The sequence below is a fragment of the Streptomyces sp. NPDC088246 genome (assembly GCF_044741025.1).
Lineage (GTDB): Bacteria > Actinomycetota > Actinomycetes > Streptomycetales > Streptomycetaceae > Streptomyces.
The window spans coordinates 1-26,176 of sequence record NZ_JBIURV010000017.1 but is presented as its reverse complement, the minus strand read 5'-3'; the positions used below and the strand labels follow the sequence as shown (position 1 = coordinate 26,176).

Below are 26,176 nucleotides of genomic sequence, written 5' to 3'. Positions count from 1 at the left end.
ACGAGCCGTGTACGAGCCGTGTACGAGGAGGCTCCCGGGGCGCGCCCCGGGAGCCTCCTCGTACACAACTCAGCCGCCGGACCGCATGCGGCCGGACTCCGTGCTCAGGCCGTCGCCGCTGCCCGGCGTGCGCTGTTCGGACAGGCGCAGGATCGGGAAGCTGCCGGTGTTCGTCGGTGCGTGCTCGGGCAGCCACAGCACGGCGATCGCCCCGCCCGCGCCCTTCGCCGCCCCTTCCGGCGCCGCGTTGCGGAAAGTCAGCCGGGCCCCGAGGACCCGCGCCTGACCGGCCGCGATCGTCAGCCCCAGACCGTGTCCGTGTCCGGCCCGGTCGCTGCTTCCGGTACGGAACCGGCTCGGGCCCTCACGCAGCAGCGCTGCCGGGAACCCGGAACCGTGATCGCGGATCCGCACCACCCGGCCCTCGACCGTGACCTCCACCGGAGTGGCACCGTGCTTGGCGGCGTTCCCCAGCAGATTGCCGAGGATCCGCTCCAGCCGGCGCGGATCGGTGCTGACCCAGGACTCGTGGACGACCTGCACCCGCACATCCGGGTCCAGCAGCGCGACCCGCCGGCTGACGAACTCACCCAGCGCGATCTCCTGCAGCTCGGCCCGCTCCGACGCACTGTCCAGCCGGGCCACCTCCAGCACATCCTCGACCAGGGTGCGCATCGCCTGTGCCCGGTCCCGTACGAGCTCGGTGGGGCGGCCCGGCGGCAGCAGCTCGGCCGCCGTCAGCAGACCGGTCACCGGGGTACGCAGCTCGTGCGCGATGTCCGCGGTGACCCGGCGCTCCGCCTCGATGCGTTCGTTCAACGCGTCCGTCAGCGCGTCCACCGCGCGGGCCAGCTCATCGGTCTCGTCCTGGACGACACCGCCGACGGCCTCCCTGACACGGACATCCGTATTGCCCTGCGCGACCCTGCCCGCCGCGGCCGCCGCCTTGCGCAGCCGGCGCGACAGCTGCCCGCCGATCAGCACGCCCAGCGCGCAGCCGCCGAACACCACCGAGACCGAGCCGATGATCAGCGCCCGGTCGAGATCGCCCATGATCGTGGCGCTGCGGTCGGCGAAACGGGTGTGCAGCGAGAGCACATCGCCGTTGCCGACCGGCACGGCCGCCCACACATCGGGCACCCCGTTCCTGGTCTCCTCGACATGCGTGGCGCGCCGGTTCCTGTTGGTCTCCGCGCGCAGGCTGCGCGGCATCAACGGGTCGTTGAGCTTGGCTCCGAACCGGGGGTCGGCCTTCTGCGTCTTCTTCGCCTCGTACAGCAGTTGTGCGTACGTCAGCCGCTCCAGCTGGACCTCGCGCGCGTTCTCCAGCATCGAGACCCGGGCGGCGTTGTGGACGACGAAGCTGAGCGCGACCGCGGTCAGCGCGCCGACCGCCGCGATCGCGATGCTGATCTTCCAGCGGACACCCGTCCGCAGGGCGAACCGCTTCATGGCCGGAGTTTGTAGCCGAAGCCGCGGACCGTCTCGATCCGGTCCTGGCCGATCTTTGTGCGCAGCCGCTGCACATGGACATCCACGACCCGGGTGTCGCCACCCCACCCGTAGTCCCAGACCCGCTCCAGGAGCTTGTCGCGGGAGAGCACGGTGCCGGGCGCGGCGGAGAACTCCAGCAGCAGCCGCATCTCGGTCGGGGTCAGCGCCACCTGCCGGCCGCCCCGGTGGACCTCCATGCCCTCGATGTCGATCTCCAGATCGCCGAAGACCAGCACCCCGCCGACGGGCTGCGGCTCCGGCTCCCTGTTGCCCGGCTGCCCACCCGACGCATGGCCGAAGCGGCGCAGCACGGCACGGATCCGGGCGACCAGGACCGCCCCGTCGAAGGGCTTGGTGACGTAGTCGTCGGCGCCGGCCTCCAGGCCGAGCACCACATCGATCGAGTCGGCCCGGGCCGACAGCATGATCACCGGGACCGTCGACTCGTCGCGGATACGACGGCAGAGGCTGACCCCATCGAGCCCCGGCACCATCACATCGAGCAGGGCGATGTCGGGACGGTCGGCCCGGAACGCATCGAGCCCCGACAGTCCGTCGGGCATCGCGGTGACCGCGAAGCCGTCGCGCTCCAGCGCCAGCTGGGTGGCCTCGCGGATGACGTCGTCGTCCTCGACGAACAGGACGTGGGTCTCGGCCATCGGACTGCTCTCAGTTCCCCGCCGGTCCGGCGGATTCCGGAAGACCGGCTTCCCCATTGCCGACGGCTCGGTTGAAGTCGTTGTGCACCCGGTCGTGCTCGCTGAACCGGTTGTCCGCCCAGCGGTAGGTGATCACTTCCTCGCCGGAGGGGTACGCGACCGAGTCCTTCTTCTCGTACACCTGGGCCGTCACCACCAGTTCACCGCGGTCGATGGTGCCGTACACCGCGGGCTGCTCGATGGCGAACACGTTCTCGTACGAGCCGTTGCCCCGCTGGCGGTACACATAGGTTCCGACGCCCACCGAATCGCCGCAGGTCATCACGTTCACCACGACGTCGGCCGAGGGGCCGCCGGTCATGGTGCCGTACGAGGTGTCCACCGGGTACGCGGAGCCGCTGCAGGGCTTCAGATCCGTCCTGACCCGCTCGCTGACCTTGGGGTCCCGCTTGAGCAGCGTCACGGGATCGATCCGGGGCGTGGGCTTCGCCGTGGACGTCGGATCGGCGCTCGGCGTGACCTTGGCGACCGGCTGGGTGCCTGCCGGACCCTCGTCCCGGGTGCCGGTACCGCCGGTGGAGCAGCCGACGGCGAGCAACCCGAAAGCGGCGAGCCCGACCAGGGTCGTGGTGCTCGCCGCCCAGCCGGTCAGGACCCGGCCACGACCGGCGGTGGCCCCGCGGCAACCGCCGTCTCTTGTGCCGCCACGGTCGCCGTCGCCGTTACCGCTGTCATCGCTGGCTGTCAGGCCGCGCACCGCTCCCGCCCCCGTTCGTCCACATGCCTGCCCGCCTGCGCCCGTACCTGCGCCGTTGCCCGCGCACGCACCGGAGCGCCGACGGCCGGAGCACGGTCGGCCGCCGTCAGACCCCGCTCCTCCCGGAGCCGGGCCTCCCTGCTCGCTGCCTCACGGCTCTCCAGCTCCTGGCGCAGTCGCGCCAGGGCACGGTGCAGCGTGCTCTTCACCGTACCGGCCGACATGCCGAGCGCCGCAGCCGTCTCCTCCGTACTCATCTGCTCCCAGTGTCGCAGCACGACGACGCTGCGCTGCTTGGGAGCCAGTACGCCCAGCACATCCATCAGCAGTGCACGGTCGGCGCGCTGCTCGGTGCCGTCATCGACGCTGGCGTCGGGCAGCTGCTCGGTGGGTACCTCGTCCAGCTTGCGGGCCCGCCACCACTCGGTACGGGTGTTGATCATGACGCGGCGCAGATATGCGTCGGCGAGGGACTTGTCGGCGATGCCGTCCCAGCGGCCGTACGTACGGACCAGGGCGGTCTGCAGCAGGTCCTGCGCATCCACGGGGTCGGGGACCAGTCGGCGTGCACTGCGCAGCAGTGCCTCCTGCCGAGTGCGTACGTACTCCTCGAATTCGAGCACCTCGCCCTGCGCCATTCCAACCGCCTCCGTCCCCGTAGATCCCCGTAGAACCGCCGTCAGCCATCGATCGGCCGGGCTGACGTCACTGACGCTACGGAGCTGTTGTCACGGGGCTGTGCGGAGCAGCCATACGCTGACGCACGGCTGTCCATCGGTTGTGTAACAGCGGGGGAGAGGGCAGCAGGGACCTTCAGCTCAGCGGCAGCCGGTACTGGCCGCCGGCCAGCGGCTCGACCAGGCCGTCGGCGACCAGGCCGTCCAGCGCGCGGGCTCGCTGCACCGGTTCGTCCCACACCGCGTCCAGTGCCGACTGCGGCACCGGTGCCACGGCCTCGCGCAGCACGGCGAGCAGCCGTCCGCGCACCTGCCGGTCCGTGCCGGCGTAGGTCTGACCGCGCCGCGGGGGCCCCTGGTGGGCGGGCTTTCCGGCCAGCCGCCAGGCGCACTGCCCGGCGATCGGGCACCGTGTGCAGTCCTCGTTCTTGGCGGTGCAGACGAGGGCGCCGAGCTCCATCGTCGCGGCGGCCCAGCGGGCGGCCCGGTCGTCCTCCTCGGGGAGCAGGGCCCGGGCGAGCTTGCGTTCGGCGGCGGTGGTCGCGTTCGGCGGGTACTGGATGCCGGTCGCGGCCCGGGCGAACACCCGGCGGACGTTCGTGTCGAGTACGGCATGCCGCTGTCCGTACGCGAACGAGGCCACGGCCGCCGCGGTGTACTCACCGATCCCGGGCAGTGCGAGCAGCTGACCGTGCTCGCTCGGTACGTCGCCGCCGTGCCGTTCAGTTATTGCCTGCGCGGCCCCGTGCAGGCGGAGCGCCCGGCGGGGGTAGCCGAGCCGGCCCCAGGCGCGGACCGCCTCACCGGGCGGCTCGGCGGCCAGATCGGCCGGGCGCGGCCAGCGGGCCAGCCACTGTTCGTACACCGGGAGGACCCGGTTGACGGGGGTCTGCTGCAGCATGAACTCGCTCACCATCACACCCCAGGCGCCCGCTTCGGGGCGGCGCCAGGGCAGATCGCGGGCGTGCTGTTCGAACCACCCGATGACGGGAGCGTGGAGGGAGGCGGGGGGCGTCTGTGTCGCAGTCATGGCAGTCATCGCATTGCCGATCCTGACACGGAAGGGCAGAGGACGGCTCCGCGCACGGTGGTGTCGCTCCTCCTCAGGGCCCTTGGGGTGATATTGCCACCCGTCTGTCCCCGCGATATCCGGCAACCGGCCCAAGCAGACTCCCCCCGGGCCGTCAGTGCCGTTTGCCCCGCCGCCTGGACCGGCCGGCCGCCGCCCCCGGGCCCGATGCCCAGACGGCCAGGGGCGCCCCGCTGCCCCGCACGGTCCGGACGAGCGACCGTGCCGGCCGGTAGAGCACGGCGACCGTCACGGCGGCCACCGCCGCACCCAGCAGCAGACCGACCGCCACGTCATGCGGATAGTGCACCCCGACGAAGACCCGCGAGAAGGCCATCAGCAGGGCCAGCGGCACGGTGAGCCAGGCCAGCCGGGGCCGGGCGATCGCCAGGGCGACGGCTGCCGCGCCGGCGATCGCGGAGTGGTTGCTGGGGAACGACCAGTCGCCCGTCGGCGGACACGGCACCAGCGAGGCCGCTGCCCCGACGACCGCCCGGCACGGGCGTTCCTCGTCCACTATCGACTTGAGCACCTCGCTGCCCACATAGGCGAAGGCCGTCGCGATGGGTGCGAGCACAGCCAGCGCCAGGGCGCCGTCGTCCGCCCGTCGGGCACGCCACCACCCGGTGATGAACAGGACGCCGAAGACCAGGAGTCCGAGCTCCGTCCATATCTCGGCCAGGTGTTGCACCCATGACGGCATGTCATGCGCGAAGTCGGTGATGTCCCGGTAGAGCGGGGCAGTAGATGAACTATCCATGTGACAGAGGGTAGTCAACAAAACCGGGTGGTCACCCTGGGCGGTCCCCGGGGCCCAACTCGGCTGAAGTACAGGGCTGGAGCAGGCCGTCCCGAGATGATGATCCGCAAAACTTCAGGGCTGGGCGGCGGGTGGGGCGGGAGTTGGCGCCGATCTCTCGTACAGTTTGCGCCGTGGGATCTTTGCGTAATCCGATCGGGCCGCTTCCCTCCACCATCTACTGGCGACGGAGGGCCGTAGCGGCGACGCTGGTTGCGCTGCTCGCGTTGCTGATCGTGTGGGCCGTCACCTCCGGTGGCGGCAAGCGGAACACGGACGACTCCCGGCCCGGCGGATCGGGTCCCGCGCGCTCGATCACTCCCGGCCCCTCGCAGTCGGGTCCGGCCATCAGCCAACAGCCGGGCGGGCGCGACGAGTCGGGCGACTCGGGCAGCGGCGGCGAAGACAACAGCGGTACGGGAGCGGGCTCCGGCGGCGGCGCGGGCGACGGTGACGGCGGCACGGACACCGGCAGCGGACCGGACACCGGAGCCGACGGCGTGAGCGGAAGCGGCGCGACGCCCGGAGAACAGGTCCCGGCAGGCTCCTCGCTCCCCGACTGCGCCACCGGCGCACTGCAGTTGAGCCTGAGCACCGAGGTCAGCTACAGCCCCGGCGAGAAGCCGAAGTTCCGGTTGATCGCCAAGAACACCTCGTCCACCACCTGCAAGGCCGACTTCGGGCCGAAGAGCGCGGTGCTCACCATCACCGAGGCCGGTGGCGACGACAGCCAGGTGTGGTCCTCCAAGGACTGCCCGCGCAGCGCGGGCAGCCTGCTGCTGAAGGTCCCGGCAGGCTCGACCGTCGTCCACACCGTGGAGTGGGACCGCAAGAAGAGCACCCCGCAGTGTGCGACGCCGCCCGCGGAAACTGCGGGGCCCGGTACGTACCTGGTCGAGGCGAAGGCGCCGGGCGAGCCGGTGCGGCGCGCCTCGTTCGTACTCGCGAAGGACTGAGAAGAGGGCCGGGAATCCGCGGGACCGGGCCCGGGAAAATACTTCGGGGCCCGGTCTCCCGGGCCCCGGCGCCGCCTGTGTCTGCTGCGCGTACCGCTACACGTACCGCTCGAGAATCGACGACTCGGCCAGCCGCGACAGTCCCTCGCGCACGCTCCTCGCCCGCGCCTCGCCGACCCCGTCCACCGTCTGGAGGTCGTCCACGCTGGCGGCGAGGAGTTTCTGCAGACCGCCGAAGTGCTCCACCAGCCGGTCGATGATCGCCCCGGGCAGCCGCGGCACCTTCGCCAGCAGCCGGAAGCCGCGCGGCGAGACCGCCGAATCCAGCGTCTCCGGCGAGCCGCTGTACCCCAGCGCCCGTGCCACGACGGGGAGTTCGAGCAGTTCGGTGTGGGAGAGCGCGTCGAGTTCGGTCAGCGCTTCGGCGACCGTACGGGACCGCTTCGCGGTCGGCTCCGGCACATAGTCGCGCACGACCAGCTCTCGCTCCGGCTCGACGCCCGCGATCAACTCGTCGAGCTGGAGCGAGAGGAGCCGGCCGTCGGTGCCCAGCTCCACCACGTACTCCGCGATCTCGGTCGCGATCCGGCGGACCATCTCCAGCCGCTGCGCGACGGCCGTCACATCCCGGACCGTCACCAGGTCCTCGATCTCCAGCGCCGAGAGGGTACCGGCGACCTCGTCGAGCCGGAGCTTGTACCGCTCCAGGGTGGCGAGTGCCTGATTGGCGCGGGAGAGGATCGCGGCGGACTCCTCCAGGACCCGGCGCTCCCCGTCCACGTACAGCGCGATGAGGTGCATCGACTGCGAGACCGAGACGACCGGGAAGTTGCACTGCTTGGAGACCCGGTCCGCTGTGCGGTGGCGGGTGCCGGTCTCCTCGGTGGGGATGGAGGCGTCCGGGACCAGCTGCACACCGGCCCGCAGGATCTTGGTCATGTCCTTGTCGAGGATCAGCGCCCCGTCGAGCTTGGCCAGCTCGCGCAGGCGCGTCGCGGTGAACTCCACGTCCAGCACGAATCCGCCGGTGCACATCGACTCGACGGTTCTGTCCATGCCCAGGACGATCAGCCCGCCGGTGTTGCCACGGAGGATGCGCTCCAGGCCGTCCCGCAGGGCCATTCCAGGCGCGACGGCGGTCAACGAGGCGCGCATCAGCGCCTCGTTACCGGTGCCTTGGCCGGACTTTCCGGGCGATGCTGCCCGGTCGCTGGCTGCCACTGCACTCCTCCGGTCACAGGTTTGCGGTGCCCTTACGTCCCTCATACCGTTCGTACGGACGGGCGAGACCAGGGCAAAGTCTACCGGCGCGCGTTCTCCTCCTGTGGGGCCTGTGCGTGAGACCGGCGCGGGAGCACTCTCAGTGCATCACCCATGTTGGCGACTTCTGTGACCTTCATACCGGCCGGGACCTTCCCCGGGTCGGTCGGAACCAGCGCGTGCGTGAAGCCCAGACGGTATGCCTCGGCCAGCCTGCGCTGGACTCCCGTAACCCTTCTGACCTCGCCCGCGAGACCTACTTCGCCGATCGCCACCAGGTTCTTGGGGAGTGGTGTGTCACTCGCGGCACTGGCCAGCGCCAGCGCGACCGCGAGGTCCGCGGCGGGCTCGGAGAGCTTCACGCCGCCGACCGTCGCGCTGTAGATGTCCCGCTTGCCGAGCGAGCTGATCCGGCCGCGCTGCTCCAGGACGGCCAGCATCATCGATACCCGGGACGTCTCCAGACCCGAGGTGGTGCGCCGGGGGGAAGGGATCTGGGAATCGACCGTCAGCGCCTGCACCTCGGCGACGAGCGGTCGCTTGCCCTCCAGGGTGACGGTCAGGCAGGTGCCGGGCACGGGTTCGTCGCGGCGGGTGAGGAACAGCCCGGACGGGTCGGCGAGGCCGGTGATGCCCTCGTCGTGCAGCTCGAAACAGCCGACCTCGTCGGTCGCGCCGTACCTGTTCTTGACGCCCCGTACCAGCCTCAGGCGGGCATGGCGGTCGCCCTCGAAGGACAGCACCACATCGACGAGATGCTCCAGCAGCCGCGGCCCGGCGATCGCCCCGTCCTTGGTGACATGGCCGACCAGCAGCGTGGACATACCGCGTTCCTTGGAGGCCCGGATGAGGGCACCGGCGACCTCCCGGACCTGTGCCATGCCGCCGGGCGCCCCGTCGATCTCGGGCGAGGCGACCGTCTGTACGGAGTCGAGGATGAGAAGCGACGGCTTGACGGCGTCCAGATGGCCGAGGACCGCGGACAGGTCGGTCTCCGCGGCGAGATACAGATGGTCGTTGATCGCCCGGATCCGGTCGGCGCGCAGGCGGACCTGGCTCGCGGACTCCTCGGCGGTGACATAGAGCGTGCGGTGGTCGTCGCTCGCCGCCTTCGCGGCCACGTCCAGCAGCAGCGTCGACTTCCCGACGCCCGGCTCGCCCGCGAGCAGCACGACGGCACCCGGCACGAGACCGCCGCCGAGCACCCGGTCCAGCTCGCCGACGCCGGTCGACCGGGCGGTGGCCTGCCGGCTGTCGACCTGGCCGATGGGGAGCGCGGCGGTGCTGACCCGGCCGGCCGCAGTGGTCCGCACGGCGGGGGCGCCACCGAACTCCTCGACCGTCCCCCATGCCTGGCATTCGGGGCAGCGGCCGAGCCATTTGGCGGTCGTCCAGCCGCATTCGGTGCAGCGGTAGGACGGCCGGTCCTTCGCGGATTTCGTACGGGCAGCCATGGCGCAACCGTATAGGTGCGGTCCGACAATGCCGCCGGGCGCAGTCCGCCGACGCCGCCCGGCGCGGGCGCGCGCCCGCCGGTGGCCCCCGGATCGGCCCGGCGCTCCGGCGAAAACAGGGATTCCGTCCCCTGTACCAGGGATCCCTGTCCCCTTTTGAGCGATACGTTCACCCGTAAGGATTAAAAGTGCCGAAGGGGCGCTAAAGGCATGCTCTGTGCTGCCTACGGTCGCCAGGTGACGAGCAGCAGGCTGGAGCCCCCCACGCACATCACCGGCGCACACCGGGCGCGGCGCCGTGCGCCCCACTCCTCGACGCAGCCTTCGCCGCGGCGGCCGCCTGCACGTTACGAGCCGCATCTCGACGGCCTGTTCACCTACTGCCTCTCCGTGCTCTGCGACCACGATGCCGCCACCGAGGCGCTCGGCGGTGTGCTCGCGATCGCGGAACGGCAGGACGGCCGGTGCCCGGCGGGTGAGGAGGAACGTAAATCCTGGCTGTATGCGCTGGCCAGATGGACGTGTCTGCGCAAGCTCGCCGAGCAGAAACAGGGCCGTCAGGCGCACCGCCACAATGCCGGGAAGCTGTCGGGAAGACGATCTGCCCAGCAGGAGACACAGCGCGAGGCGAAGCGGGCGGGAGGAGGACCTCCGGGCAAGCAGCCGGGCGGGGCGGCCACCCAGGGGGCGCGCGCGGGCCGCCGTACGTCCCCGGCCGTTGTCGCGAAGGCCACTGAGGCCGCCCCGTTCAGGCCGGGGGGCGCCCTGGCGGGCAACGCCCCCGAATCCGAAGCCGCCGCCGAGGCGCACCGCCGTGAACTCGCTCAGCTGGCCTGGCCGGAGGCCGCCGGCACCACCCCCGAACAGCGCGAAGCGCTCGAACTCGCCGTGCGCCACCGCCTCGCCCCGCGTGCCGTCGCCTCCGTCCTGGGCCTCGAACCGGCGACCGCCCGCGAGCTCCTGGCCGCCGCGGCCTGCGAGGTGGAACGCACCCGCGCAGCCCTCGCCGTCGTCGAGAGCGGCACCTGCCCCACCGTCGCACGGCTCACCGGCGACCGCCGCGTCCTGCTCTCCGCGACCCTGCGCCGCGAACTCGTCCGTCATGTCGACGACTGCCCCCGTTGCCGCCGGGCGGCCGAGCGGGCCGGCGCCGAGGGCCCCTGGCCGGGCGCGGCCGTCACCCCGGCCGCCGCGCTGCCGGTCGTCGAGGCGCCACGGCCCTCCGCATACGTCGCGATGGTCCACGCCCGGCGGAACCGGTCCGCCGGCCCGCGTTTCGACCGGGCGGGCTTCCCCATGGACCCGAAGGACCACGCCGCTCGCCGGGACCGGCTGCGGGCCAGGGTCGTGACGACGACGGTGGTGGCGACGGTCGTCGCCGCCCCGGTGATCGCGCTGTGGACGGCCTACCGCGGCGCGCCGCAGACCGGCGAGGGCCACGACGGCTCCTCGGTCACCGCGACCGAGACGGACGTCCGCCACGACCTCGACGGCACCCCGGACGGCCATTACGAGAACGCGGGCAATGCCCGTCCCCAGCCCGGCGCCCGCTTCAAGGACGGCCACACCCCGGACGTCTCGGCCGAGGTGATCAGCTCGGGTCCGGTGCGGGGCGGCATCGGCGGGCTCACCGTCGAGGCCCGCTCGTCCGGCGGCACGACACTCATCCGCCTGACCGCCTCGGGCGGCGCACCCGTCGCCTGGTCGGCCCGCGCGGATGCGTCCTGGCTGCGCCTCAGCAGCTCCTCGGGCACGCTCGCCGCAGGCGCGAGCATCACGATCCGCGTCCTCGTGGACCACCTGCGGCAACCCGCCGGTCCCTGGAGCGCACGCATCGCCCTCGCCCCTTCCGGTTCGGTCGTGGCGATCCGGGGGTCCGGGGCGACGGCACCGTCACCCGGCGGCCCCGGCCACTCGGGTACGACCGGCCCCTCCACCCCCTCGGGCCCGTCCGTACCGTCGGATCCGCCCCCGTCCTCGCCGGATCCCACACAGCCGACCGACCCCACGCCATCACCGTCGGACCCGTCCCCGACCGATCCGACGCCGTCCCCGGAACCGTCCGGCTCCACGACCCCGACCGACCCGGGTACGGGCACCACCACACCGACGGGCTGAAACAGTCCGTCCGGGGGCTGCGGCAGTCCGTGCGACGTGACCGGCCGAGCCACCGGAAGGCACCTCAGCCGCACGCCCCAGTTGCTACGCCTCAGCCGTCACGCCGTCACGCCGTCACGCCGTCACGCCGTCACGCCGTCACGCCGTCACGCCGTCACGCCGTCACGCCGTCACGCCGTCACGCCGTCACGACGGATCGACCGGATCGACCGGATCGACCGGATCCGCCGGGTGCGGCGCCATCGGCAGCAGCGAGGACAGGCGCTCCTCGCACAGCTCGACCAGCCGGTCGTACCCCTTCTTGCCCATCAGCTCGATGAGTTCCGGGCGGTACGACACGTACACCGGCTCCCCGGCCCCGTGCGCCGAGGTCGCCGATGTGCACCACCAGTGCAGATCGTGGCCGCCCGGACCCCAGCCCCTGCGGTCGTACTCGCCGATCGAGACCTGGAGCACACGCGTGTCGTCGGGCCGGTCGATCCAGTCGTACGTACGCCGGACCGGCAGCTGCCAGCAGACGTCCGGCTTGGTCTCCAGGGGCTCCTTGCCCTCCCGCAGCGCCAGGATGTGCAGCGAGCAGCCCGCGCCGCCCGCGAACCCGGGACGGTTCTGGAAGATGCACGAACCCTTCCAGCGCCGCGTCTGGCGTTCCCCGTCGTCGTCGACCTCGACCCAGCCCGTCTCCGTACCGACATCGTGGAACTGCCACAGATCAGGGGTCAGCCGTTCGACATGGCTCGCCACCCGCTTCTCGTCGTCCTCGTCCGAGAAGTGCGCGCCGAGCGTGCAGCATCCGTCGTCCGCGCGGCCCGCCTGGATGCCCTGGCAGCCACTGCCGAAGATGCAGGTCCACCTGGACGTCAGCCAGGTCAGGTCGCAGCGGAAGACCTGTTCGTCGTCCGCGGGGTCCGGGAACTCGACCCAGGCACGTGCGAAGTCGATCCCCGTCTCGTCTTCGGACCGGTTCGGCCCGTTCACTTCCTGTTGCTGCATCTCCTGCTTCGTTTTCTGTTTCTTCGTGATTTTGCCCGGCTTCGCCTTTTTCGTCTTTGGCACGCGCCAAGAGTAAGTCCGCGGTCCCGGTAGCGTTCCTGGTATGAGACTCGGAGTCCTCGACGTGGGTTCGAACACGGTGCATCTGCTGGTGGTGGACGCGCACCCCGGCGCCCGCCCGCTGCCCGCGCACTCGCACAAGGCGGAGCTGCGCCTGGCCGAACTTCTCGACGGGGACGGGGCGATCGGCCCCGTCGGTGTGGACCGGCTGGTGGCGACGATCACGGATGCGCTCCAGGCCGCCGAGGACAAGGGGTGCGAGGACGTTCTGCCGTTCGCCACGTCCGCGGTACGGGAGGCGAGCAACGCCGACCAGGTGATGGCCCGGGTGCGGGACGAGACGGGCATCGACCTCGCCGTCCTCAGCGGTGCCGAGGAGGCCCGGCTGACCTTCCTCGCCGCGCGCCGCTGGTTCGGCTGGTCGGCGGGGCGGCTGCTGGTCCTGGACATCGGTGGCGGCTCGCTGGAGATCGCGTACGGCATGGACGAGGAGCCGGACGCCGCGGTGTCGCTGCCGCTCGGGGCCGGCCGGCTCACCGCCGGGTGGCTGCCGGGCGATCCGCCGGACCCGGCGGAGGTGAAGGCGCTGCGCCGCCATGTGCGGGCCAGGATCGCCCGGAGCGTCGGGGTGTTCACCCGCCTCGGGCGCCCGGATCATGTCGTCGGCACCTCCAAGACGTTCAAGCAGCTCGCCAGGATCGCGGGTGCCGCACGTTCCACCGACGGCCTGTACGTGCAGCGCGCCCTCACCCGCAAGGCGCTGGAGGAGTGGGTGCCGAAGCTGGCCGCGATGACGGTCGAGCAGCGCGGCACCCTGCCCGGGGTCTCCGAGGGCCGGGCCGCGCAGCTGCTGGCCGGGGCGCTGGTGGCGGAGGGGGCCATGGATCTGTTCGGGGTCGAAGAGCTGGAGATCTGCCCCTGGGCGCTGCGCGAGGGCGTCATCCTGCGCCGTCTGGACCACATGCCGACGGAGCCCACGGAGCAGGCCGCGCCGAGCTGAGCACCGCCGTGGCGGCCGGAAGCCCGCCATGGCCCTCCTCACTTTCCGCCCGGGTCTCTCGGTGCGGCGTCACACTGCCCGTAGGCTGTCCCAGTGGCAGAACCAGTGGTGCGCATCCCGGATGCGAAGGTCGCCCTGTCGACGGCTTCCGTCTACCCGGAGTCGACGGCGACGGCCTTCGAGATCGCCGCGCGTCTTGGTTACGACGGTGTCGAGATCATGGTGTGGACCGACCCCGTCAGCCAGGACATCGAGGCGCTGCGACGGCTCTCGGACTACCACCAGGTGCCGATCCTGGCAGTCCACGCGCCCTGTCTGCTGATCACACAGCGCGTCTGGTCCACCGATCCGTGGGTGAAGCTCCAGCGGGCCCGTGCCGCCGCTGAGAAACTCGGGGCGACGACGGTCGTCGTCCACCCGCCGTTCCGTTGGCAGCGCAACTACGCGCGCGATTTCGTCACCGGGATCTGGCGCATGGCGGACGAGACCGATGTGCGGTTCGCCGTCGAGAACATGTACCCCTGGCGCTACCGGGACCGCGAGATGCTGGCGTACGCCCCCGACTGGGACGTCACCAACGACGACTACCGCCACTTCACCGTGGACCTGTCGCACACCGCGACGGCCCGCACGGACGGCATGGCGATGGTCGACCGGATGGGCGACCGGCTCGCCCACATCCATCTCGCCGACGGCAAGGGCTCCAACAAGGACGAGCACCTGGTGCCCGGCCGCGGCGACCAGCCCTGCGCCGAACTCCTGGAACACCTGGCCCGCACCGGCTTCGACGGCCATGTCGTCATCGAGGTCAACACCCGCCGCGCCATGTCCACCGCCGAACGCGAAGCCGACCTGGCGGAGGCGCTGGCCTTCACCCGGCTCCACCTGGCGTCGTCCTCGGCCGAGGCGCCGCGCCCATGACCGGTGGCCACACTGATCCCACTGGTCCCACCGGTCCCGCCCCCAAGCGCCGCGGCCGCCCCTCCCGTACGGACGGGACCACCGGCCCCGACGCCCGCACCCGCATCCTGGAGGCGGCTCGCACCGAGTTCGCGGAGCGCGGCTACGACAAGACGTCGATCCGGGGCATCGCCAAGGCGGCAGGCGTCGACTCCGCCCTCGTCCACCACTACTTCGGTACGAAGGACGAGGTCTTCGCGGCCGCCATCGAGCTCTCCTTCGAGCCGGCCCTGGTGATCCCGGCCATCCTCGGCAGCGGCACGGACGGCTTGGGGGAGCGGCTGGCCCGCTACTTCATCGCCGTATGGGAGAACCCGGCGTCCAGGGCGCCCCTGCTGGCGATCATGCGGTCCGCACTGACGCACGAGGCGGCGGCGAAGGTCCTCCGCGGCTTCGTCCTGCGCCGCCTCCTGGAACGCATCGCAGAGGCACTGGAGGTACCGGACGCGACGTTCCGCGCGGAACTGGCTGCCTCGCACATGCTCGGGATCGCGATGCTGCGCTACGTCATCCGGGCGGAACCACTTGCTTCGGCGCCGCCGGAGAAGATCATCGAGATGGTGGCACCGACACTGCAGCGCTACCTGACGCAACCCTGACACCTCAGCCTCGTCGGCCACCCCCAGCTGTATCCAGCCCCTCCGGCACTGGAGGAGCGGGGCCCGGGACGGAGTCCCGGTTGCGGGAAGGGACGGGCAGGGGCCGGCCCCGCACGGCGGCCCACTCGCCGTGCCCCCCCACCGCACCCCCAATCCCCTCGCCCAGCCACCGAGCACCCCATCCCGCATACCGGACACCGCGTCCAGATCTTGGAGCCGGAGGCGTAGGCTCGGAAGCAGTCTTTTCTGTCGAAGGAGCGAGAGACGATGCCCCAGCTGAGGTCCCGCACTGTCACCCACGGCCGCAACATGGCGGGCGCCCGCGCCCTTATGCGGGCCTCGGGCGTAGCGAGCGAGGACATCGGCAAGCCGATCATCGCTGTCGCCAACTCCTTCACCGAATTCGTCCCCGGCCACACCCACCTCGCCCCGGTGGGCAGGATCGTCTCCGACGCCATCCGGGCCGCAGGCGCCGTCCCCCGCGAGTTCAACACCATCGCCGTCGACGACGGCATCGCGATGGGCCACGCCGGGATGCTCTACTCGCTCCCCTCCCGCGACCTGATCGCCGACTCCGTCGAGTACATGGTCGAGGCGCACTGCGCGGACGCGCTGATCTGCATCTCCAACTGCGACAAGATCACGCCCGGCATGCTGATGGCCGCGATGCGCATGAACATTCCGACGGTCTTCGTCTCCGGCGGCCCGATGGAGGCCGGCCAGGCCACCCTCGTCGACGGCACGGTCCGCAAGCTCGACCTGATCAACGCGATCAGCGACGCCGTCAACGAGAACGTCTCGGACGAGGACATCCTCCGTATCGAGGAGAACGCCTGTCCCACCTGTGGCAGCTGTTCCGGCATGTTCACCGCCAACTCGATGAACTGCCTGACCGAGGTCCTCGGCCTCTCCCTCCCCGGCAATGGCTCCGTCCTCGCCACACACACCGCCCGCAAGGCACTGTACGAGGACGCCGGCCGCACGGTCGTAGAGATCACCAAGCGCTACTACGAGCAGGACGACGCGACGGTCCTGCCGCGCTCCATCGGCACCCGCGCCGCGTTCGACAACGCGATGGCGCTGGACATCGCCATGGGCGGCTCCACCAACACGATCCTGCACCTCCTCGCCGCAGCGCAGGAGGCCGAACTCGCCTACGACCTCGATGACATCAACGAGGTCTCGCGCCGCGTCCCCTGCCTGTCGAAGGTTGCGCCCAACGTGGCCCCCGGCGGCACCTACTACATGGAGGACGTCCACCGGGCGGGCGGCGTCCCGGCCATCCTCGGCGAGCTCTACCGCGGCGGTCTGCTCAACGAGGACGTGCACTCGGTGCACTCCGCCACCCTCGGCGAGTGGCTGAAGAACTGGGATGTCCGAGGTGGCTCCCCGTCCCCCGTGGCCGTCGAGCTCTGGCACGCGGCCCCCGGATGTGTGCGTTCCGCGACGGCCTTCTCGCAGTCCGAACGCTGGGACACCCTCGACCTGGACGCGGCGGGCGGCTGCATCCGCGACCTGGAGCACGCGTACTCCAAGGATGGCGGCCTCGCGGTCCTCAAGGGGAATCTCGCCGAGGACGGCTGCGTCGTGAAGACGGCGGGCGTCGACGAGTCGATCTGGACCTTCGAGGGCCCGGCGGTCGTCTGCGAGTCGCAGGACGAGGCCGTCGACAAGATCCTCCGCAAGGAGATCAAGGAGGGCGACGTCGTCGTCATCCGTTACGAGGGTCCGCGCGGCGGCCCCGGCATGCAGGAGATGCTCTACCCCACCTCCTTCCTGAAGGGCCGCGGCCTCGGCAAGAGCTGTGCGCTCGTCACCGACGGTCGCTTCTCCGGCGGCACGTCGGGCCTGTCGATCGGCCACGCATCGCCGGAGGCGGCGTCGGGCGGCACGATCGCGCTGGTCGAGGACGGCGACCGGATCAGGATCGACATCCCCAACCGCTCGATCGAGCTCCTCGTTCCCGAGGCCGAGCTGACCGCCCGCCGCGAGGCGCTGAACGGCGTGTACGCGCCGAAGGACCGCGACCGCAAGGTCAGCGCGGCGCTGCGCGCGTACGCGGCGATGGCGACGAGCGCGGACCGGGGCGCGGTGCGGGACGTGTCCAGGCTCGGCTGAACAAAGGCTGACCGAGGCAGCCGCGAACGCTGCCGCCGGACCCCGCTCTCACCAGTGAGCGGGGTCCTGTCCGTCGACGGCGAACACGGACCCGTCGGGCGCGGTACCGAAGACGGTCCGGCCGGCGGCGACAGGGGCGGGCAGCGCCGATGCGTACGTGAGCTTCCCGTCCCGGAGCCGGGGGCTCGTCTGGCCCAGCAGCGTTCCGCGCTCGGTGTCCACGGCGAGCAGCCGCCCGTCCGCCGCCGAGAAGTACAGCCGGTTCCCGGTGGCGAGAACGGGCGCCGACGTCCGTCCGGCAGCGGTCTCCAGCTGCCAGCGAACAGCTCCGTCGTCCGCCGGGCGCGTGTCGACGGCGACCAGGCTCCCGCCGTGTGCCAGCAGATACGCGGTGTCCCCGCCCACCACGACCTCCGGTTCGTTCATCCGGAACGGCAGCGCCACCCGTGCGACGCGCCCCCGTTCCGGGTCGTAGCGGACGAGCCCGACGGTCTGGGCGTCCCCGTTCATGGATGTCAGGACGAGCGCACCGTCCGAGGTCCCCACCGGGGTGAGCATTCCGTCCAGCCGCCGCTGCCACGCCGCGTGCCCCGTTGCCGCATCGACGGCCGTGACCAGCGTGGTCGACCCGTAGGCCGAGTGCTCGAATGCGTAGGCCAGCCCCGATCCTTCGTCGTACAGCGCGTAGTCCGGCCGCTGGTGCCCGGTGAGCGGATGCCGCCAGAGGGACACGCCGGTCGCGGAGTCGAGCGCTTCGGTCGTGCCGTCCTCACTGACCAGCAGCAGCGTGTCACCCGCGGCGAAGGGGGCGCCGAGGTAAGGGGAGAGGTCCGCCTTCCAGACCTGTTCGCCCTTGGCGGGGTCGTACGCCCGGAGCTTCCCGCCCGGCACCGCCGTGTGCACCAGACCGCCGGAGACCGACACCACGCCGACCGACGGGGTGTCCCCGGCGGGGCCGTGGCGGGACCACAGCACCCGGCCGTCCGCAGGGTCCAACCGCGCGGCGCCGATACCGTCCGCCGCGCAGTACAGCGCGGCGGACGGGCCGGACGCCTCTTCGCCGGCACCGCCCGTCGAGGAACAGACCGGCGTGGAGCTGCCCGAGGCCGGCAGCGGCGTCCGCCACGGCGCGAACGCCGCTGCCGAGCCCTTCGTGCCGCCTGACTCACCCGACCCACCGGAGCCTTCCGACCCGCCCGAGCCACCTGAGTCGCCCACCACCCCGGCGGCCCACACCCCACCGGCACCCATGACGAGCAGCACCGCAGCGGCCGCCAGCCACCGCCGCTTGCCGCCACCGCTCGCGGTCGCCTTCCTGCCCCGCGCCGCCGCGCCCGCGCCTACATGCGTGTCCGCATCCGCATCCGCCTCCGTCGCGATCTCAGGCCCGGACACCGCCGGGGCTTCGACAGCACCCGGCCGCCGTTGCGACGGTATGAACGCGGCGGCGTCGTACGAAGGAGGGCGCAGCGCCGCCATGATGTCGTCCGGAGTGGGCCGCTCCGCAGGGTCCTTCGCCAGGCACTGGCCGATCAGCGGCGCCAGATCCGTCGGCACCCCCGCCAGATCGGCCTCGTCGTGCACCACCTGGTAGGCCACGATGTACGGGCTGTCGGAGTCGAAGGGCCCCCGGCCGGTCGCCGCATGGACGAGCACGGCCCCCAGGGCGAACACGTCCGCGGCGGGCCCGACTTCGCGCGGCCGCTGGAACTGCTCGGGCGCCATGTACGGCGGCGAGCCGATCAGCTTGCCCGTCTCGGTGCGCAGATCGCTGTCGTACGGCCGGGAGATCCCGAAGTCGATGACCTTCGGCCCGGAGTCGGAGAGCAGCACATTGCTCGGCTTGAGGTCGCGGTGGATCACTCCGGCCCGATGGATGTCGCGAAGCGCCTCGGCAAGTCCCGCCGTCAGTCTGCGCAGTTCGGCGGGGGCCATCGGCCCGTTCCGCTTCACCTGGTCGGAGAGCGTGGGGCCGGGCACGTACAGAGTGGCCATCCACGGCCGTGCGGCGTCCGGATCGGCATCGACGACCGGCGCCGTGAAGGCCCCGCTGACCCGCCTCGCCGCCCCGACCTCCTGCCGGAAGCGTGCCCTGAACTCAGGGTCGGCCGAATAGTGCCGGTGTACCACCTTGACGGCGAGCTGCAGTCCCGAGGTGGAGCGCGCCAGGTGCACGACACCCATGCCACCCGCGCCGAGACATGCCTCAAGGCGGTAGTGACCGGCGTAATCCGGATGCTCCGCTTCCGGATTGGCTCCGGTACCTCGCAGCGGCGGCATCGCCCACCCCCGTGTGTTCGTCCGCAAGCGCGACGCACGGAGCCTAGTCGATGGTGCGTGCGAAACGGTCGGGGCTTGTAGCCTGCGCGTCGTACACACCGTCTCTCAACGGGGGAGGGCCTCATGGCCATGGAAGAGCACACCGACATCACCACCGGCACCACCGACGCGGCCGAGCACGTGGCCGCGCTCGCCGGCACCGACGACGTCACCAGGTACCCCATCGCACCGGGCTACCGGGTCAACGTCCGCACGGGACCGGGCACCCAGTACGGCATCGTCAGGACGCTTCCGTACGGAATGAAGGTTCCGGTCTACTGCCAGAAGCCGGGGGAGCGGGTCACCGGCCCGTACGGCACCTCGAACCTCTGGGACAACATCGCCAACGGCCAGTTCGTGGCGGACGCCTACGTCCACACGGGCAGCGACGGCTACATCGCCCCGCGCTGCGACTGACCGCGACCGGGGCCGGGACGGCGACCGGGACCGCGACGGGACGGCGACCGGGACCCGGACCGCGACCGGGACCGCGATGGGACGGCGATCGGGACGTGAACGGGGACGGCGACCGGGACGGCGACCGGGACCGGGACGGCGACCAGGACCGGGACCGCGACGGGACGGCGATCGGGGCTGTGACGGGGACGGCGATCGGGACCGGGACCGCCCGGGGATAATCGACCTCGTGAGCGAGAACAGCGAAGCCCCCGGCCCCGGCTCCACGCCCGGCTCCACGCCCGGCTCCACGCCCGGCTCCACGCCCGGCTCCACGCCCGGCTCCACCACGCCCGGCCCGCAGCCCGAGCCCCTGCTCTTCTTCGGTACGACCTGGGTCGACCACGACGGGGGCTACGGGCTGCGACGCGTCGGGGCGGCGGTGGGCTCCCTCGCGGCCGCGGTCGCCGCCTGCTTCGTACTCCGCTTCGCCTTCCAGGGACTGGAGATCGCCGACGTCGGCAACCTCGTCGGCATCCTGGTCGTCCTGATGTTCGCCATCTGCAGCGCCATCGCCTTCCGCAAGACGTGGGAAGGCTTCAGCCGCCGCCCGGCCGATCCGGCGCGCGAGGCCAATCTGCGCGGTCTCAAGACCATTGGCTTCGTCGGCTCACTGATCGCGTACTTCCTCCGTACGTTCAAGGAGGCACCGGGCGAGCAACTGCGACGCACGGAGTACGAGACGGCCCTGGCCCGCTACGCGAAGCGCCGCTCGGCCCGCACCGGAAACCCGGCCGCCCGCAAGACCACCAAGGGAAAGCGACCCAAGCGCCAGTAGCGCCCCACGAGCGCAGGGCCCCACGAGCGCGGGTCAGGTCCCGCGAGCACCGGCGCAAGGCCCCCGCGCGGGCCACGATGGACCCATGCTTCCTTCCGGCTCCGGCTCCGGCTCCGGCTCCGGCTCCGGCTCCGAATCCGACTCCGAATCCGACTCCGTTTTCCGGGCACGCACATCCTCACCCGCCTCCCCGGCGCCACCCCGCGCCCTCTCCTTCGACCGCGCAGCCGCCCAGTACGCCGCGGCCCGCCCCGGCTACCCGCCCGCCCTCTTCGACACCGTCGAGGAACTGTCCGGCCGCCCCCTGCGTGGCGCCCGCACCATCGACGTCGGCGCGGGCACGGGTATCTCCACCCGACTTCTCCACGACCGGGGCGCGTGGGTCACCGCAGTCGAACCGGGCCCCGGCATGGCGGAAGAACTGCACCGGGCACTCCCGTACGTGCCGGTCGTGCGTGGCGACGGCAACCGCCTCCCCTTCGCCACCGCGTCGGCCGACCTGATCACGTATGCCCAGTCCTGGCACTGGACCGACCGGAACCGCGCCACCCCCGAGGCCCGGCGCGTACTGCGCCCCGGCGGCGCACTCGCCCTCTGGTGGAATGTCTCCGACCACTCCGTCCCGTGGATCGCCGAGCAGGACGCCCGCCTCCGCCGCTTCTTCGGTGCCGACGAGGGCGCCCACGGCTCGCCCGTCCGCTCCCGCGACCTGCCGTCCGAGCTCGGCTTCGTGCACCGCGTGGTGCCCTGGACCCGACGGGTGTCTCTCGGCACCCATCTCGCCAACCTCGGCAGCCACTCCGCCTTCCTCGTCCTCGGTGAGGAACCCACGCACCGATTCCTCGATGAGGAGCGCGGCCGGCTGGCGGAGCTCTTCCCGGACGGCACGGTCGAGGAGAGTTACGTGGTCGACCTGAGCGTGGCGATCCGCCCGGGCCCGACCCCGGCCCCACCGCGCTCCTGATCCGCACGCCGAAGGGCCTCGCGCGCCTCCCGCTCCGCGGTCCAGCCCTCCAGGGCCGCGGAGCATGCGTGGTCGGTGTGGTGCAGCCCGCCGAGGTCCAGCGCGACGGCCCGGTCGTGCTCTTGACGGACAGACACCGCCAGGATCAAAATTCATCACATGATGAATTCTTCGGGCGTCGCCATCGCGGCCCGCGGCCTCACCGTCGTACGAGGCAACCGCACCGTCCTCCGCGACCTCGACTTCACCGTCGAACCCGGCAGGATCACCGGCCTCCTGGGGCCCTCCGGCTGCGGCAAATCCACCCTGATGCGTGCCGTCGTGGGCACCCAGGCCAAGGTCACCGGCACCCTCGACGTGCTCGGCAGCCCCGCCGGACACCCCACCCTCCGCCCGCGCATCGGGTACGTCACCCAGGCCCCGTCCGTCTACACCGACCTGACCGTCCGGCAGAACCTCGACTACTTCGCGGCGATCCTCCAGCCGGGCCACCGCCACCGGGACGCCCGCCGCGCCGCCGTCACCCGCGCGATCGCCGAGGTCGACCTGACCAGCCACGCCGACGCGCTGGCCGGCACCCTCTCCGGCGGCCAGCTCACCCGTGTCTCCCTCGCCGTGGCCCTGCTCGGCACCCCCGAACTCCTGGTCCTCGACGAACCGACCGTCGGCCTGGACCCGGTACTCCGCCGAGACCTGTGGAACCTCTTCCACGCCCTCGCCGCCGACCGCGGCACCACACTCCTCGTCTCCTCCCACGTCATGGACGAGGCCGAGCGCTGCCACCGGCTGCTCCTCATGCGCGAGGGCGAGATCCTCGCCGACGACACCCCCGAGGCGCTGCGCACCGCCGCCCACGCCGCCACCGTCGAAGAGGCGTTCCTCCACCTGGTCGACGAAGCTGCCACCCGTCAGGAGGCCGTCCGATGAGCACCCCGCACCCGCAGCCCCACCCGGCCGCACCGCCCCTCAGCCCCGCCCGCACGCTCGCCACCGCCGCCCGCGTCCTGCGCCAGCTGACCCACGACCCCCGCACCGTCGCGCTGCTCCTCCTGATCCCGGTCGTGATGATCACGCTGCTCCGGTACGTGTTCGACGGCAGCCCCCGCACCTTCGATGCCATCGGTGCCTCGCTCCTCGGCATCTTCCCGCTGATCACGATGTTCCTGGTGACCTCGATCGCCACCCTGCGCGAACGCACCTCGGGCACCCTCGAACGCCTTCTCGCCATGCCGCTCGGCAAGGGCGACCTGATCGGCGGCTACGCCCTGGCCTTCGGCGCCGTCGCGATCGCCCAGTCCCTCCTGGCCACCGCACTCTCGGTCTGGGCGCTCGGCCTGGACGTCACCGGCTCACCGTGGCTGCTGCTCCTGGTCGCTTTGCTCGACGCCCTGCTCGGCACGGCACTGGGCCTCTTCGTCTCCGCCTTCGCCGCATCCGAGTTCCAGGCCGTCCAGTTCATGCCGGCCGTGATCTTCCCGCAGCTCCTGCTCTGCGGACTGTTCATCGCACGCGACCGGATGGCGCCCGTCCTCGAAGTCATCTCGAACGTCCTGCCCATGTCGTACGCGGTCGACGGCATGAACGAGGTGCTCCACCACACCGACGTCACCGGCGACTTCATCCGCGACGTCCTGGTCGTCGCTGGCTGCGCCCTGCTCGTCCTCGCCCTCGGCGCGGCCACGCTCCGCCGACGTACCGCCTGACCGGCCCCGGTGCGAGGATGACGGACACGAGCACCGAGAACCGTCAGCACGACGCACCGAGAAGCGCGAGCACCGCCCGGAGGGTGAACCGCATGACCCAGACAGTTGCAGTCCTCGGCACCGGCAAGATCGGCGAGGCCCTGCTCAGCGGCATGATCCGGGCAGGCTGGCGCCCGGCGAACCTGCTGGTCACCACCCGCCGCTCCGAGCGTGCCGAGGAGCTCCACACCCGCTACGGCGTCGATTCCGTCACCAACGCCGAGGCCGCCAAGCGCGCCGACATCCTCATCCTCGCGGTCAAGCCCCAGGACATGGGCCGGCTCCTGGACGAGCTCGCCGAGCACGTCACCGCCGACCGCCTGGTCATCAGCGCCGCCGCAGGCATCACAACCGCCTTCATCGAGGACCGCCTCAGCGCGAGCACCCCGGTCGTACGCGTCATGCCGAACACCCCCGTCCTCGTCGACGAGGGCATGTCCGTCATCTCCGCGGGCAGCCACGCCACCACCGAACACCTCGCCGCCGCCGAGGCGATCTTCGGCGGCGTCGGCAAGACCCTGCGCGTCCCCGAGTCCCAGCAGGACGCGGCCACCGCCCTCTCCGGGTCGGGCCCGGCGTACTTCTACTTCCTGGTCGAGGCGATGACCGACGCGGGCATCCTGCTCGGCCTGCCCCGCGCCCAGGCCCACGACCTGATCGTCCAGGCCGCCATCGGCGCCGCCGTGATGCTCCGCGACAGCGGCGAACACCCGGTCAAGCTCCGCGAAGCCGTCACCAGTCCGGCCGGCACCACCATCAGCGCCATCCGCGAACTGGAGAACCACGGCGTACGAGCCGCCCTCATCGCCGCCCTCGAAGCAGCCCGCGACCGCAGCCGCGAACTCGCCTCCGGCAATGGCTGACGGCTACCCGGCAGCCTCGATCAGCTCCGCACTGCGCACCACCTTCGCGAACCCACCGCCGTGCAACGACACGGCGGTGGCCCGCGCCAGCTCATCCGCCCCCAGCGTCCACCCCCACGGCCCGACCCCGTCGAAGGTGTACGTCGCATCCAGCGCGAAGAACACCTCGTACCCGAGGTTCCCGCCCATTCGCGCCGTCGTCTCCGCGCACATATTGGTCTGGATCCCGGCCACCACGATCTGCCGCACCCCGCCCCGATCCAGCCACGCCCCGAGATCGGGCGTCCCGTAGAAGGCGGAGTTCACGCTCTTCGTCAGCAACAGCTCGGGCCCACCACCCTTCCCGCGCCGCTCCTCCACGTACCCCTTGAAGTCATTCCCCGGCTGCCCCACCCGCAACGGCGAATCCGGCTTGGGCGAGTCATGCCGTACGAACACCACGGGCCGTCCACTCGCCTGCCAGGCATCGATCAGCCCCGCAATGTTCCGATCGGCCCCGGGATTGTTCCGCGCCCCCCAGTACGCCTCTTCCTCAAAACCTTCCTGTACGTCCACCACGACCAGCGCTGCGTTCTCTGCGATCTCCATACGAACGATGCTGTCGCGTTGCACCCCTGTGGCCCAGAGGTCAAAAAGTCATCGATCGATGCTTTACTGCCACCATGTCCACGACCGGCCGCCCGCCCACCCGCATCGCGCTCGTCTCCTTCGCCGGCATCCGCGCATTCGATGTCTCCGTCATCACGGAGGTCTGGGGCGTGGACCGTACTGACCGCGGCGTCCCATCCTTCGACCTGCGCCGCACCGCCACCGACTCGGCCTCCATCCCCCTGCGCGGCGGCCTCTCCCTCACCCCCGACCGCACCCTCGCCTGGCTCAACCGTGCCGACCTGATCGTCGTCCCCGGACTCGACGACCACCTGACACCGGCCCCCGAACCGGTCCTCGAAGCGCTGCGCCGCGCCCATGCACGGGCCATCCCCATCGCGGCCCTCTGCGGCGGAGCCTTCACCCTCGCCCAGGCCGGCCTCCTCGACGGCCGCCAGGCAGTCACCCACTGGAACCTCACCGACCTCCTGCGCACCCACCACCCCCACGTGACGGTCGTCCAGGACGCCCTGTTCCTCCACGACGACAACATCTGGACGTCAGCGGGCACGGCGGCCGGCATCGACCTCTGCCTCCATCTCGTACGTACGGCCCACGGCGCGGAGACGGCCGCGACAATCGCCCGCTCGATGGTCACGGCCCCCTTCCGCACCGGCACCCAGGCCCAGTTCATCGAGCACCCCACGCCCCACACCGACCGCGACGCCGACACCCTCGCCTCGGTACGGGCCTTCGCCCTGACCCGTCTGGCCGAACCCCACACGGTCGCTGACCTCGCCGCGCACGCCGGAATGTCCCCCCGCTCCTTCGCCCGCCACTTCCAGGCCAGCACCGGCACGACCCCGCTCCGGTGGCTGATCACCCAACGCGTCGCCGCAGCCCAGAAGCTCCTGGAACAGACGGACCTGCCCCTCCCCGAGGTCGCCCGCCGCACCGGCTTCGGCAGCGAGATCACCATGCGCCAGCACTTCGCCACCCACCTCTCCACCAGCCCCCGCGACTACCGTCTGGCCTTCCATCGGAACCCGGGCAGGCCCGAGGTTGACACGACACGCCCACATCCGTAGTGTTCTCCGAGTTGTCCGACGTGAGCACCGACTCCGGTCGGTCCCCGGGCAGCCATTCCGCAGTAACCACATCTGGTCAGCGACATCTGTCGTCAGACTTTCTGTGCGCATTTGCGAAATGGAGAATCCGCGTTCGAAGGAGCGTGACCCCGATTAGCGTCGGGGCCCAGGATTCGCTAAAGTCTCACTCGTCGGAACGGCCCAACAGCCGGGAAGACAAACCCCGCTGACTGGGAATCAGGCCCGAAAGGATCTGATAGAGTCGGACTCGCCGGAAAGGGAAACGCGAAAGCGAAGAACTGGAAAGCGGCCCCGCTTCGACCGGGAATCGGACACGAAAGAGTCTGATAGAGTCGGAAACGCAAGACCGAAGGGAAAAGCCCGGAGGAAAGCCCGAGAGGGTGA

Annotated in this window: 24 protein-coding genes; 13 read left to right on the top strand and 11 right to left on the bottom strand. The window is 71.4% G+C overall.

What is annotated here, in order from left to right:
- Positions 1 to 69: 69 nt before the first annotated feature.
- The 6 genes from cseC to ACIPEK_RS23215 all read right to left on the bottom strand — a co-directional run bounded on the left by cseC (position 70) and on the right by ACIPEK_RS23215 (position 5,416).
- Positions 70 to 1,452 (bottom strand): two-component system sensor histidine kinase CseC, encoded by a 1,383-nt coding sequence (gene cseC / locus ACIPEK_RS23240; protein WP_401999166.1) that lies wholly within the window; start codon positions 1,450 to 1,452, stop codon positions 70 to 72.
- Positions 1,449 to 2,153 carry a two-component system response regulator CseB gene (gene cseB / locus ACIPEK_RS23235; protein ID WP_401999163.1) on the bottom strand — a complete coding sequence of 235 codons (705 nt, stop codon included), beginning with the start codon at positions 2,151 to 2,153 and terminating at the stop codon, positions 1,449 to 1,451. The genes cseC and cseB overlap by 4 nt, the downstream gene beginning before the upstream one ends.
- Positions 2,154 to 2,163: 10 nt before the next feature.
- Positions 2,164 to 2,910, bottom strand: coding sequence for a hypothetical protein (locus ACIPEK_RS23230; protein WP_401999160.1), 747 nt, complete (start codon positions 2,908 to 2,910; stop codon positions 2,164 to 2,166).
- Positions 2,898 to 3,548 (bottom strand): SigE family RNA polymerase sigma factor, encoded by a 651-nt coding sequence (locus tag ACIPEK_RS23225; RefSeq protein ID WP_401999158.1) that lies wholly within the window; start codon positions 3,546 to 3,548, stop codon positions 2,898 to 2,900. Before ACIPEK_RS23225 ends, ACIPEK_RS23230 begins: the two co-directional genes overlap by 13 nt.
- Before the next feature lie 175 nt (positions 3,549 to 3,723).
- The gene (locus ACIPEK_RS23220) at positions 3,724 to 4,626 is read right to left on the bottom strand and encodes an A/G-specific adenine glycosylase (RefSeq protein ID WP_401999155.1); all 903 of its coding nucleotides are present in this window, start codon (positions 4,624 to 4,626) and stop codon (positions 3,724 to 3,726) included.
- A 145-nt stretch (positions 4,627 to 4,771) separates the two neighbouring features.
- Positions 4,772 to 5,416, bottom strand: coding sequence for a phosphatase PAP2 family protein (locus ACIPEK_RS23215; protein ID WP_401999152.1), 645 nt, complete (start codon positions 5,414 to 5,416; stop codon positions 4,772 to 4,774).
- A 173-nt stretch (positions 5,417 to 5,589) separates the two neighbouring features.
- Here ACIPEK_RS23215 and ACIPEK_RS23210 point away from each other — a divergent pair, with 173 nt between their 5' ends.
- Positions 5,590 to 6,411 (top strand): hypothetical protein, encoded by an 822-nt coding sequence (locus tag ACIPEK_RS23210; RefSeq protein WP_401999149.1) that lies wholly within the window; start codon positions 5,590 to 5,592, stop codon positions 6,409 to 6,411.
- Between the two features lie 96 nt (positions 6,412 to 6,507).
- Here the strand turns inward: ACIPEK_RS23210 and disA are convergent, their stop codons facing one another.
- Both disA and radA read right to left on the bottom strand, forming a co-directional pair.
- Positions 6,508 to 7,632: a DNA integrity scanning diadenylate cyclase DisA gene (disA, locus tag ACIPEK_RS23205; protein WP_114245192.1), complete on the bottom strand. Its 1,125-nt coding sequence runs from the start codon at positions 7,630 to 7,632 to the stop codon at positions 6,508 to 6,510.
- 80 nt (positions 7,633 to 7,712) lie between these two features.
- Entirely contained in the window at positions 7,713 to 9,125 is a 1,413-nt protein-coding gene (gene radA / locus ACIPEK_RS23200) for a DNA repair protein RadA (protein WP_266360532.1), read from the bottom strand.
- Between the two features lie 210 nt (positions 9,126 to 9,335).
- Here radA and ACIPEK_RS23195 point away from each other — a divergent pair, with 210 nt between their 5' ends.
- Positions 9,336 to 11,243 (top strand): hypothetical protein, encoded by a 1,908-nt coding sequence (locus ACIPEK_RS23195; RefSeq protein WP_401999145.1) that lies wholly within the window; start codon positions 9,336 to 9,338, stop codon positions 11,241 to 11,243.
- Positions 11,244 to 11,429: 186 nt separating this feature from the next.
- Here the strand turns inward: ACIPEK_RS23195 and ACIPEK_RS23190 are convergent, their stop codons facing one another.
- A complete protein-coding gene (locus ACIPEK_RS23190) occupies positions 11,430 to 12,299 on the bottom strand; it encodes a hypothetical protein (protein ID WP_401999142.1) in 870 nt (289 codons plus the stop codon).
- Between the two features lie 40 nt (positions 12,300 to 12,339).
- On the opposite strand from ACIPEK_RS23190, the gene ACIPEK_RS23185 reads away from it, so the two are divergent.
- The 4 genes from ACIPEK_RS23185 (at position 12,340) to ilvD (ending at position 16,973) form a co-directional block, all read left to right on the top strand.
- Complete coding sequence (locus tag ACIPEK_RS23185; RefSeq protein WP_401999140.1) at positions 12,340 to 13,296, top strand: Ppx/GppA family phosphatase; 957 nt, start codon at positions 12,340 to 12,342, stop codon at positions 13,294 to 13,296.
- Positions 13,297 to 13,389: 93 nt separating this feature from the next.
- On the top strand, positions 13,390 to 14,217 hold the full coding sequence (locus tag ACIPEK_RS23180) for a sugar phosphate isomerase/epimerase (protein WP_351259788.1): 828 nt from the start codon (positions 13,390 to 13,392) through the stop codon (positions 14,215 to 14,217).
- The gene (locus tag ACIPEK_RS23175) at positions 14,214 to 14,855 is read left to right on the top strand and encodes a TetR family transcriptional regulator (protein ID WP_401999137.1); all 642 of its coding nucleotides are present in this window, start codon (positions 14,214 to 14,216) and stop codon (positions 14,853 to 14,855) included. The genes ACIPEK_RS23180 and ACIPEK_RS23175 overlap by 4 nt, the downstream gene beginning before the upstream one ends.
- A gap of 267 nt (positions 14,856 to 15,122) precedes the next feature.
- Entirely contained in the window at positions 15,123 to 16,973 is a 1,851-nt protein-coding gene (gene ilvD, locus ACIPEK_RS23170; RefSeq protein ID WP_401999134.1) for a dihydroxy-acid dehydratase, read from the top strand.
- A gap of 48 nt (positions 16,974 to 17,021) precedes the next feature.
- Here the strand turns inward: ilvD and ACIPEK_RS23165 are convergent, their stop codons facing one another.
- A complete protein-coding gene (locus ACIPEK_RS23165; protein ID WP_401999131.1) occupies positions 17,022 to 19,253 on the bottom strand; it encodes a serine/threonine-protein kinase in 2,232 nt (743 codons plus the stop codon).
- A 123-nt stretch (positions 19,254 to 19,376) separates the two neighbouring features.
- Between ACIPEK_RS23165 and ACIPEK_RS23160 the strand changes: the two genes are divergently transcribed.
- From ACIPEK_RS23160 to proC, 6 genes are all read left to right on the top strand, one after another.
- On the top strand, positions 19,377 to 19,709 hold the full coding sequence (locus ACIPEK_RS23160; protein WP_401999128.1) for an SH3 domain-containing protein: 333 nt from the start codon (positions 19,377 to 19,379) through the stop codon (positions 19,707 to 19,709).
- A gap of 229 nt (positions 19,710 to 19,938) precedes the next feature.
- On the top strand, positions 19,939 to 20,526 hold the full coding sequence (locus ACIPEK_RS23155; RefSeq protein ID WP_401999125.1) for a hypothetical protein: 588 nt from the start codon (positions 19,939 to 19,941) through the stop codon (positions 20,524 to 20,526).
- Positions 20,527 to 20,611: 85 nt separating this feature from the next.
- Positions 20,612 to 21,490: a class I SAM-dependent methyltransferase gene (locus ACIPEK_RS23150; RefSeq protein WP_401999122.1), complete on the top strand. Its 879-nt coding sequence runs from the start codon at positions 20,612 to 20,614 to the stop codon at positions 21,488 to 21,490.
- A 159-nt stretch (positions 21,491 to 21,649) separates the two neighbouring features.
- Entirely contained in the window at positions 21,650 to 22,417 is a 768-nt protein-coding gene (locus ACIPEK_RS23145) for an ABC transporter ATP-binding protein (RefSeq protein WP_401999119.1), read from the top strand.
- Positions 22,414 to 23,193, top strand: coding sequence for an ABC transporter permease (locus tag ACIPEK_RS23140; protein WP_401999116.1), 780 nt, complete (start codon positions 22,414 to 22,416; stop codon positions 23,191 to 23,193). Before ACIPEK_RS23145 ends, ACIPEK_RS23140 begins: the two co-directional genes overlap by 4 nt.
- Before the next feature lie 92 nt (positions 23,194 to 23,285).
- Positions 23,286 to 24,095 (top strand): pyrroline-5-carboxylate reductase, encoded by an 810-nt coding sequence (gene proC / locus ACIPEK_RS23135; protein WP_383067413.1) that lies wholly within the window; start codon positions 23,286 to 23,288, stop codon positions 24,093 to 24,095.
- Positions 24,096 to 24,098: 3 nt separating this feature from the next.
- Here proC and ACIPEK_RS23130 read toward each other — a convergent pair whose 3' ends face one another.
- Entirely contained in the window at positions 24,099 to 24,683 is a 585-nt protein-coding gene (locus ACIPEK_RS23130) for a cysteine hydrolase family protein (RefSeq protein ID WP_383977930.1), read from the bottom strand.
- Between the two features lie 74 nt (positions 24,684 to 24,757).
- On the opposite strand from ACIPEK_RS23130, the gene ACIPEK_RS23125 reads away from it, so the two are divergent.
- Positions 24,758 to 25,771 carry a GlxA family transcriptional regulator gene (locus ACIPEK_RS23125; protein WP_401999111.1) on the top strand — a complete coding sequence of 338 codons (1,014 nt, stop codon included), beginning with the start codon at positions 24,758 to 24,760 and terminating at the stop codon, positions 25,769 to 25,771.
- The last annotated feature ends 405 nt before the right edge of the window (positions 25,772 to 26,176 follow it).